Origin of the sequence: Streptomyces boncukensis, assembly GCF_011045075.1 — a bacterium.
Lineage (GTDB): Bacteria > Actinomycetota > Actinomycetes > Streptomycetales > Streptomycetaceae > Streptomyces > Streptomyces boncukensis.
On record NZ_JAAKZZ010000319.1, the window covers coordinates 1 to 8,844 of the forward strand.

9 protein-coding genes are annotated in these 8,844 nt (G+C 74.1%); 5 read left to right on the forward strand and 4 right to left on the reverse strand.

The window, feature by feature from the left end:
• Together G5C65_RS39540 and G5C65_RS25045 are read left to right on the forward strand one after the other, a co-directional pair.
• The coding region (locus G5C65_RS39540) for a GGDEF domain-containing protein (RefSeq protein WP_241266034.1) at positions 1-681 on the forward strand (681 nt) is incomplete at its 5' end.
• 181 nt (positions 682-862) lie between these two features.
• The gene (locus G5C65_RS25045; RefSeq protein WP_165301188.1) at positions 863-1,849 is read left to right on the forward strand and encodes a carbohydrate-binding protein; all 987 of its coding nucleotides are present in this window, start codon (positions 863-865) and stop codon (positions 1,847-1,849) included.
• Between the two features lie 102 nt (positions 1,850-1,951).
• Here G5C65_RS25045 and G5C65_RS25050 read toward each other — a convergent pair whose 3' ends face one another.
• From G5C65_RS25050 to G5C65_RS25060, 3 genes are all read right to left on the reverse strand, one after another.
• Positions 1,952-2,902 (reverse strand): 1-phosphofructokinase family hexose kinase, encoded by a 951-nt coding sequence (locus G5C65_RS25050; protein ID WP_165301189.1) that lies wholly within the window; start codon positions 2,900-2,902, stop codon positions 1,952-1,954.
• Between the two features lie 80 nt (positions 2,903-2,982).
• A complete protein-coding gene (gene nagA, locus G5C65_RS25055) occupies positions 2,983-4,212 on the reverse strand; it encodes an N-acetylglucosamine-6-phosphate deacetylase (RefSeq protein ID WP_165301190.1) in 1,230 nt (409 codons plus the stop codon).
• Complete coding sequence (locus G5C65_RS25060; RefSeq protein WP_165301191.1) at positions 4,209-5,177, reverse strand: ROK family protein; 969 nt, start codon at positions 5,175-5,177, stop codon at positions 4,209-4,211. The genes nagA and G5C65_RS25060 overlap by 4 nt, the downstream gene beginning before the upstream one ends.
• Before the next feature lie 285 nt (positions 5,178-5,462).
• Here G5C65_RS25060 and G5C65_RS25065 point away from each other — a divergent pair, with 285 nt between their 5' ends.
• The gene (locus tag G5C65_RS25065) at positions 5,463-6,740 is read left to right on the forward strand and encodes an extracellular solute-binding protein (protein WP_165301195.1); all 1,278 of its coding nucleotides are present in this window, start codon (positions 5,463-5,465) and stop codon (positions 6,738-6,740) included.
• A gap of 9 nt (positions 6,741-6,749) precedes the next feature.
• On the forward strand, positions 6,750-6,998 hold the full coding sequence (locus G5C65_RS25070) for a DUF3263 domain-containing protein (protein ID WP_165301192.1): 249 nt from the start codon (positions 6,750-6,752) through the stop codon (positions 6,996-6,998).
• An 83-nt stretch (positions 6,999-7,081) separates the two neighbouring features.
• Here the strand turns inward: G5C65_RS25070 and G5C65_RS25075 are convergent, their stop codons facing one another.
• On the reverse strand, positions 7,082-8,026 hold the full coding sequence (locus G5C65_RS25075) for a GlxA family transcriptional regulator (protein ID WP_165301193.1): 945 nt from the start codon (positions 8,024-8,026) through the stop codon (positions 7,082-7,084).
• Positions 8,027-8,097: 71 nt separating this feature from the next.
• On the opposite strand from G5C65_RS25075, the gene G5C65_RS25080 reads away from it, so the two are divergent.
• On the forward strand, positions 8,098-8,844 hold a 747-nt coding region (locus tag G5C65_RS25080), incomplete at its 3' end, for an MFS transporter (RefSeq protein WP_165301194.1).

Consider the following 8,844-nt stretch of genomic DNA (forward strand, 5'->3'; position numbering starts at 1 on the left):
CTCTCGGACGTGGCGCGGCTGGAGGCCGCGGGGCGCGATGTCGCGGGCATGGAACCCGGCATGGATCCGGCCATGGACCCGGCGATGGGTTCGGCCATGGATCCGAGGATGCCGGTGATACCGGGTGTGACCGATATGCCGGGCGGTCCGGGGCTGTCCGAGGTGCCCGGTCTCGCCGGGTTCCCCGGGGCACCCGGCGGGCCGGGCGGGCCCGGAGGTCCGGGCGGGCCCGATCCATACCATGCGCACGTCATGCCGCCAGAGGGCGACGGGCCCGGGGAGAAGGGGCTCGCCGTCCTCTTCTGCGACCTGGACGGATTCAAGTCGATCAACGACCGCTTCGGCCACCACTCCGGCGACGCGGTGCTCATCGAGGTCGCCCGCAGGCTCTCCGCCGGGGTGCGGGACAAGAACGACACCGTGGCCCGGCTCGGCGGCGACGAGTTCGTGGTGCTGGCGGACGGGCTCGGCCCCTCCGAGGCGCAGGACCTCGCCGTACGGCTGCGGAACGCGATTATCCCGCCGATCCGCGTCGACGGCCGCTCGGTGCGGGTCGGCGCCAGCTTCGGCATCGGCTGGGCGAGCTGCGGGATGACGGCCGAGGAGATCCTGCAATCCGCCGACCAGCGGATGTACGTGGAGAAGCGGTCCCGCTCCAAGGGGCACCGGCGGGCGGGGTGAGCGGGTCGGCCGGATCCGCCCGGTACGGAACTCCGTCGCACAGGCACTAGCCTTCGGGGAGGGTCCGCGTTGACCAAGTGCGGCCCCCTGTGGATGGTTTGTGGATCTTTCCGGTGCGAGCGCCCGGCTAGTCCGGGGCAGGTAGGCTCACGCGTACCTGAAGCAGTAGGGAGTGAAGGGGATGACCGCCGAGAACAACGGCACGGGCACGCCGCCGCCAGAGGGCGACGACGACCCGTTCGCCTACCTGTACCGGCAGGAGGGCGGCGCGGGCGGCAGCGCCCAGCAGCCCGGTGTCCCCCGTCGCTCGTACGCCCAGGTCCGTGCCGTGGGGGAGCGGCAGTACGGGGCACAGGCGGGGCCCTCGCCGCAGGCGGCACCCGGTCAGCAGCCGGGGTCCGGGCCCGGTCTGCCGCCGCACCAGCCCAACGCGCACTACGCTGCTCCCGAGACCATGCCGGGCGGCCGGGCGGCGGCGCGGCGGCAGGCCGCGGCCGCCGGCGGCGGTCCCGGCGGCCCCCGGAAGAACCGGAACGGGCTGCTGATCGGGGCCATAGCCGTGGTCGCGGCGGTCATCGTCGGAATCGGCGCGGCCATAGTCTTCAACGACGACTCCGGCAAGCAGAGCCAGGGGCAGTCGGACAACAACGATGTCCCGGGACAGGACGAGGACAAGAACCCCAAGAACCCCAAGGACGGGGACAAGAAGCCGGCGAAGGACAAGCCGAAGCCCACCGGGCTGCCCTCCCGCACGGACGCGGCCGACGCGACGCTCGCGGGCGGCGCGACGAAGCAGACCGAGGTGGCCAAGGCGCAGAGCGCGGGCGGCGCGTACGTCGGCGGCATGGACAAGCCGGGGGCCTCGGTCACCTGGACCCTGAAGGACATCCCGGAGTCGGGCAAGTACACGGTCTTCGTCCGCTACGGGGTGCCCGGCAAGGACGCCGACTCCACGCTGAGTGTCAACGGCAAGCAGAGCGACCGGCCGTTGAACATGTCCAACTTCGCCGGGGCGAAGAAGGGGGACTGGGAGGCGGGCTGGGCGGAGACCTACTCCTGGATCGACCTGAAGGAAGGCACCAACCGGGTGCAGGTCGCCTGCGGCGACAGCAACACGTGCGACTTCGTCCTCGACCAGTTCTGGCTGAAGCGGGGCTGGGTGAAGTAGCGTCCCACAGCTCGCCGGGAGCCGGATGCCGGATGCCGGATGCCGGGAGCCGGGAGCCCCGCGCCCCTTGCGGGCGCGTCAGCGTGTCCCCGCGGATGAGGGCTACGCGGGGATGTCGGGCTCGTTGGGCTCGCTCACCCGGACCCCCGGCAGCAGGCGCGCGTACGTCGGCGCGTCGAACTCGCCCGCCACCGGGGACGCCACGGTCGCGGCCGACAGCGCCACGGCCCGCGTCAGCAGCTCCGGCCACGGGAGGTCCTCCGCGAAGCCGGACAGCAGCGCCGCGGCAGCGGAGTCGCCCGCGCCCGTCGGGTTGCCCGGCAGGCGCTCGGCGGGGGCCGCCTGCCAGGTGCCGTCGCGGGTGACCAGCAGCATGCCCTCGGCGCCGAGGGACGCCGCGACGCTGCGCGCGCCCCGCCGCCGGGCGCCCCGCGCCGCGCGCAGCGGCTCGGTGCTGCCGGTGATCTCGGCCAGCTCGCGGGCGTTCGGCTTGACCAGTTCGGGCCGGGCCGCCAGTCCGCGGCGCAGCGGCTCGCCGCTGGTGTCCAGCAGTGTGGGCACTCCGGCGGCGCGGGCCTCGCGGATGAGCGCCGCGTACGCGCCGACCGGGACGCCCGGCGGCAGGCTGCCGCACAGCGCGACGGCGCGCGGCGGGTCGTCCACGGCGCGCACCAGGTCGCGGTAGGTGGCCAGAAAGCTGTCCCACTCGGCCGCGGAGATGTGCGGGCCCGGCTCGTTGAACTGGGTGGTGTCGCCGGTGGACTCGTCCACGACGCCCACCGTGCGGCGTGTCGCGCCCGCCACCGGCACCAGCGCGTCCCGTACCCCGCCGGAGTCGGACAGCAGGGCGCGCAGCTCGCGGCCGGTGCCGCCGCCGACGAAGCCGGTGACCGCGGCCCGGTGGCCCAGCGCCGCCAGCACCCGCGCGACGTTGAGCCCCTTGCCGCCGGGCCGCTGCGTCACGTTCCGCACCCGGTGCGAGGCGTGCGGCTCCAGATGGCGTACGCCGTAGGTGAGGTCCAGCGCGGCATTGAGCGTGACCGTCAGAAACATCTGGTGCGCACCACCCTCACCCTGGCTTCCCAGTACGACGAACGCGGCACTGCGAACGCGCGAGCGATCATGCCATGTGGTCAGCCTTCCAGCACACCCCGCCGCTCGCCTGCCCCGGACGGGTGAACGGCCCACTCGCCGCGCCGCATCACGCCCGTCAGCGCGAAGTCCGCGTCCAGCACCACCAGGTCGGCGTCCTTGCCCGGCTCCAGGGTGCCCACCCGGTCGGCGACGCCGAGCAGCCGGGCGGGGTTGGTGGAGATCGCGCGGACCACCTCGGGCACCGGGATGCGGTCGATGGTCACGGCGCGCCGGAAGGCGGTGTCCAGGGTGAGCGTCGAGCCCGCGATGGCGCCGGTCTCCACCAGCCGGGCCACCCCGTCCTGGACCTCGACCTCCATCGGGCCGAGCGGGTAGCGGCCGTCGTGCATGCCGGCGGCCCCCATGGCGTCGGTGATGAACGCGACCCGGTCCGCGCCCGCTCTGGCGAACGCCAGCTCGACGACGGAGGGGTGCAGATGGGTGCCGTCGTTGATGAGTTCGACGGTGATGCGTTCGTCCTCCAGCAGTGCGGGGACGGGGCCGGGGGCGCGGTGGCCCAGCGGCGGCATGGCGTTGAAGAGGTGGGTGGCGACGGTGGCGCCCGCCTCGATGGCCTCGCGGGTGCCCTCGTATGTCGTGTCGGTGTGGCCGACGGCCGCGATGACGCCGTGGTCCGCCAGCAGCCGCACCGACTCCAGGCCGCCGGGGCGCTCGGGCGCCAGCGTCACCATCCGGGCGGTGCCGCGCGCCGCGTCCAGCAGCTTGCGTACGTCCGTGGGGTCGGGGTCGCGCAGCAGCGCGGGGTCGTGGGCGCCGCGCCGCTCGCAGGAGATGAACGGGCCCTCGAAGTGGACGCCCGCCAGCTCGCCCTGCTCGACCAGCTCGCTGAGCACGCTGGCCTGGCGGCACAGGTCGTCCAGGTCGCCGGTGACGGTGGAGGCGACGAGGGTGGTGGTGCCGTGCGCCCGGTGGGTGCGGACGGCGGTGAGCGTCTCCTCGACCGTGCCGGCCGAGAAGGAGGCCCCGCCGGCGCCGTGCACGTGCATGTCCACGAAGCCCGGGACGATCCAGTGCCCGGCCAGGTCGAGCACCTCGGCGCCGCCGTTCGCACCGGACGGGCCGTCCGTCCGGGACGGCGCGTCCGTCCCGGACGGGCCCACGCCGGTCAGGGTGCCGCCCTCGACGGTGACGGCGGCGTCCTCCAGGACTCCGTCCGGCAGCGCCACCCGGGCTCCGGTCAGCACCGTTCGCTTGCTCGTGGGCCTCATCGACTCGCCACCTCCGCGGAGTGTAGGTCCCAGGCGAGGAGTCCCGCGCCCAGGCAGCCGGCGGCGTCACCGAGAGCCGCGGGCACGATGTCCGGGAGGGGCTGGAACGTGACCTTCTCGCGGACCGCCTCCCGGAGCGGTACGAAGAGGGTGTCGCCTGCCTCGGCCAGGCCGCCGCCGATGATCAGTGTGCGCGGGTCGAGCAGCGTAAGTCCCGTGACCAGGCCGGTGGCCAGCGCGTCGACGGCGTCCCGCCACACGGCGAGCGCGCGCGGGTCGCCCTGCTCGACGGCCTGCGCGGCGTCGGCGGCCGTGGCCCGGGGATCCCCGGACGCCTCGGCCCAGGCGCTGCCGACCGCCGAGGCGGAGGCGAGCCGCTCCAGACAGCCGCGCTGGCCGCAGCCGCACGGCGGGCCGCCCGGCCGGACGACGACGTGGCCGAGCTCTCCGGCGCTGCCGTGCGCTCCCGGCTCGACCTTGCCGTCGATGCCGATGGCCCCCGCGATGCCGGTGCCCACCGGCAGGAACAGATAGCGGTCCACGCCCTCGCCCGCGCCGATCCGCCCCTCGGCGAGGCCGCCGGTGCGGACGTCGTGGCCGAGCGCGACCGGCAGCGGGGGCAGTGCGTCCGGGCGGCCGTCGGCCAGCCGCTCGCGCAGCAGCGCGCGGAACGGCACGTTCCGCCAGCCGAGGTTGGCGGAGAAGGCGGCGATGCCCGCCGCCTCGTCGATGGTGCCCGGCACCGCGACCCCGGCGGCCAGCGGCTCCGTCCCGTACCGCTCCACCCCCACGGCGCGCAGCTCGGCGGCGAAGGCCAGGACGCCCTCGACGACTGCCTCCGGCCCCCGGTCCCCCTCGGTCGGGCGGCGCGCCTCGTGCAGCAGCTCCATGCCGGAGCTGATCAGGGCGGCCTTCATTCCGGTGCCGCCCACATCGAGGGCGATCACATATTCACGGGTGCTCACACGCTCCAGTCTCCCGCGAGAGCCCAGAATAGGTCTAGTCCACTTCAAGGATCTTTCCGGGCCGACCCGGGCTTCCGTGCTCCCGTGCTCCCGTGCCCGGGGAGTTCCGTGGTAATGCCCACAGTGGTGTAGACCTATTGGGTTGACCGGAGGAGACTACGCCTCCGGCGGCGCGGACGGCGTACCGCCGCCGCACCACACCACACAGCACGGCAACAGCACGACCCGTGGCGCGCTCACCAGGTGAACGCCCGGCAACGGCAGGGGTACGAGGGGACAACGATGATGGAACGACGGCGATTTCTGAGCCTGGCCGCTGCCACCGGCGCGGCCGGTGCCGTCGGCGCGACGGCGGCGGGCTGCGGCAGCGGCTCGGGCTCCGGCGATGTGACCCTCAAGCTCGTCGCCGCCGACTACGGCGACAGCGGGGCCAACAGCTCGCAGAAGGTCTGGAACGAGCTGACCGCCGCCTTCACCAGGAAGCACCCGGACATCGAGGTCGACGTGTCCGTCTACAGCTGGAACGACGTCGACCGCAAGGTCAAGGAGATGGTCAAGGAGGGCGACGCGCCCGACGTCGCCCAGATCGGCGCGTACGCCGACTACGCGGCGGACGGCAAGCTCTACAAGGTCAGCGACCTGCTCTCGATCCCCGTCCAGGCCGACTTCCTCCCCGGCCTCGCCGACGCGGGCGAGGTGAAGCGGGTGGCGTACGGGCTGCCGTTCGTCTCCAGCACCCGGCTGCTCTTCTACAACAAGGACCTCTTCCGCGAGGCCGACCTCGACCCCGACGACCCGCCGGACAGCTGGCCGAAGCTGCGGAAGGCGGCCGGAAAGCTGAAGGCGGCGGGCGTGAAGTACCCCTACGGGCTGCCGCTCGGCCCCGAGGAGGCGCCCGCCGAGACCCTCATCTGGATACTCGGCGGAGGCGGCGCCTACACCGACACCGTCGGCAACTACACCATCAACTCCGCCGCCAACATCGCGACCTTCACCTGGATCCGCGACAACCTCGTCAAGGACGGGCTCACCGGCAGCAACCCGGCGCGCACCGACCGGCAGACCCTCTTCGACGCCTTCAGCAAGGGCGAGGTCGGCATGCTCAACGGGCACCCCACGCTGATGCAGCAGGCCGAACGCGGCAAGGTCTCCTACGGCACCGGCAAGATCCCCGGCAGGACCGGGCCGTCCGGGTCCACCCTCGGCGTCGCGGACTGGATGATGGCGTTCAAGCAGCGCGGGCACCGCGCGGAGTGCGGGAAGTTCCTGGACTTCATCTACAAGCTCAAGAACCACTACGCCTTCGCCGACCGCTACGACCTGATGCCGGTCACCACCTCCGCCACCCAGCGGATGCGGGAGGACAGCAAGCACAAGGACCTGTGGCCGTTCCTCGACCAGCTCCCGGACGCCGAGTTCTACCCCGCCGGAAAGATCTCCTGGGCCGGCGTCAGCGCGGACGTCAAGAAGAACATCGGCAAGGCCGTCCAGGAGGGCGCCGACCCCGGCTCCGTCCTCGGTGCGATCCAGCGGAAGGCCGAGACGGCGCAGCGCTCGGAGTAGCGTGGAGCTATGAGCGAGCACGGGGCGGGGAGCGGTCTGAGCGACCGGGACGAGGCGATTCTCGCCCTGGAGCGGCTCGGCTGGTCCGCGCCCGGCACGAAGGAGCGGGCGATACGGGAGCGGCTGGGGATCTCGCCGACGCGGTACTACCAGCTGCTGAACGCGCTGCTCGACGATCCGCGGGCGCTCGCCCACGATCCGGTGACCGTCAACCGGCTGCGCCGCCGCCGCCAGGAGCGGAGGGACCGCACCCGGTAGCGCCCGGTGCCGGCAGCCCCTGTCCCGGCAGGGGCTGCCCCGTTGCGCCGGACGCGGGTTGCGCCGGGAGCGGGTCGGCGGGGTCAGGGGCGGAAGGTGCGGCGGTAGGTCGCGGGGGTCGTTCCCAGGGTGCGCCGGAAGTGCTGGCGCAGGCCGTCTCCCGTGCCCAGTCCGCTCCGCCGGGCGACCACCTCCACCGGCAGGTCCGTCGACTCCAGCAGCTCCCGCGCGCGGGCGACCCGCTGCCGGTTGAGCCACTTCAGCGGGGTGACGCCGACCTCCCGTACGAACACCCGCCCGAATGTACGGGTGCTCATCCCCGCGCGGGCGGCCAGCTCGCCCACCGTCAGCGGCTCGTGCAGCCTCCGTACGGCCCAGTCCAGCACCGGGGCCAGCCCGCCGGCGGACCCGGGCGGCGGCGGGGACGGTACGTACTGCGCCTGGTCGCCCTCCCGGTGCGGGGCGACCACCAGGCGGCGGGCCACCTCGGCGGCGGCGCCCGCGCCGAAGTCGCTCCGCACGATGTGCAGGCACAGGTCGATGGCGGCGGCGGTGCCCGCGCTGGTCAGCAGGGTGCCGTCGTCGACGTAGAGCGAGTGCTCGTCCACCCGGACCCGGGGGTGGCGGCGGCGCAGCTCGTCCGCGTACATCCAGTGCGTCGCGGCCGTCCGCCCGTCCAGCAGGCCCGCCGCCGCGAGGACGAAGGCGCCGGAGCACAGGGAGGCGATCCGCGCGCCCCGCGCGTGCGCCGCGCGCAGCGCTTCGAGCAGCGCGGGCGGCGGCTCGTAGTCGCCCATGACGCAGGCGGGGACGACCACGAGGTCCGCCTCGTGCAGGGCCTCCAGCCCCTGCTCGGTCTCCAGCCGGAGTCCGGGCGGGCCCTGGCCGCCGCCCTCCGGAGCCGTGCCGCAGAGCGTGAGCGCGTAGCGCGGGCGGTCGAAGACGGCGCAGGGGACGGCGAGCTCGAAGAGGGAGACCGGGGTGAGGACGGGGACGGCCACCCGGATCGCCGCGTGCTCGGTGTTCATGGCGCAAATCTACGGGATCCTGTCGTTTACGCCAATGGTGTGCGGGAGGCCCGCTAGGAAGGGTGGGCCCCATGCGTACCCCGCGGACAACGTTGCAGCTCACCGGCGCCGGGATGGCGGCCATCGGCGTCTCGTTCGGCTTCGCCCGCTACGGCTACGGCCTCTTCCTCCCCGATCTGCGGGCCGACTTCGGGCTGTCCGTCGCCGACGTCGGCCTGATCGGCAGTCTCGGCTACGCCGGGTATCTCGCCGCGCTGCTCGCCGTCGGCGCCCTGGTCGCACGGCTCGGCCCCCGGCCCCTGGTGGTGACGGGCGGACTGTGCGCCGCCGCCGGGACGCTGCTCGTCGCGGCGGCGGACGGCACCGGGTGGCTGGTGACGGGGCTGGTGCTGGCCGGGAGCAGCCCCGGGTGGGCGTGGGCGCCGTACTCGGACGCGGTGGACCGGCTCGTGCCGCCCGCGCGGCAGAGCGGCGTACTGGGCGCGATCGCCACCGGTACGGCGTGCGCGGTGGCCGTCTCCGGCCCGCTGGCGCTGGTCGCGCGGGACACGGGGTGGCGGGCGGTGTGGGTGCTGTTCGGCGTGCTGGCGCTGGGGGCGACGCTGTGGAACGCCCGCGTGCTGCCGAGCGGCCCCCGGCCCCGGGCACGGACGGACCCGGGCACGGACGGCGGCTCGCGGGCCGCCGTCGTGCGCGGGCTGCTGCGCCGGGCCGCCGTCCCCGTCCATCTGACGGCGGTGCTCTACGGGCTCGTCGGCGCCGTCTACTGGGCGTTCGCGGTGGAAGCGGTGGAGACGGGCAGGGGGAGCGGCGGGGGC

Excerpts from the sequence above, each read along its gene's own strand:
- G5C65_RS25045 (WP_165301188.1), top strand. The coding sequence starts at position 863 with ATGACCGCCGAGAACAACGGCACGGGCACGCCGCCGCCAGAGGGCGAC.
- G5C65_RS25050 (WP_165301189.1), bottom strand. The coding sequence starts at position 2,902 with ATGTTTCTGACGGTCACGCTCAATGCCGCGCTGGACCTCACCTACGGC.
- nagA (WP_165301190.1), bottom strand. The coding sequence starts at position 4,212 with ATGAGGCCCACGAGCAAGCGAACGGTGCTGACCGGAGCCCGGGTGGCG.
- G5C65_RS25065 (WP_165301195.1), top strand. The coding sequence starts at position 5,463 with ATGGAACGACGGCGATTTCTGAGCCTGGCCGCTGCCACCGGCGCGGCC.
- G5C65_RS25070 (WP_165301192.1), top strand. The coding sequence starts at position 6,750 with ATGAGCGAGCACGGGGCGGGGAGCGGTCTGAGCGACCGGGACGAGGCG.
- G5C65_RS25075 (WP_165301193.1), bottom strand. The coding sequence starts at position 8,026 with ATGAACACCGAGCACGCGGCGATCCGGGTGGCCGTCCCCGTCCTCACC.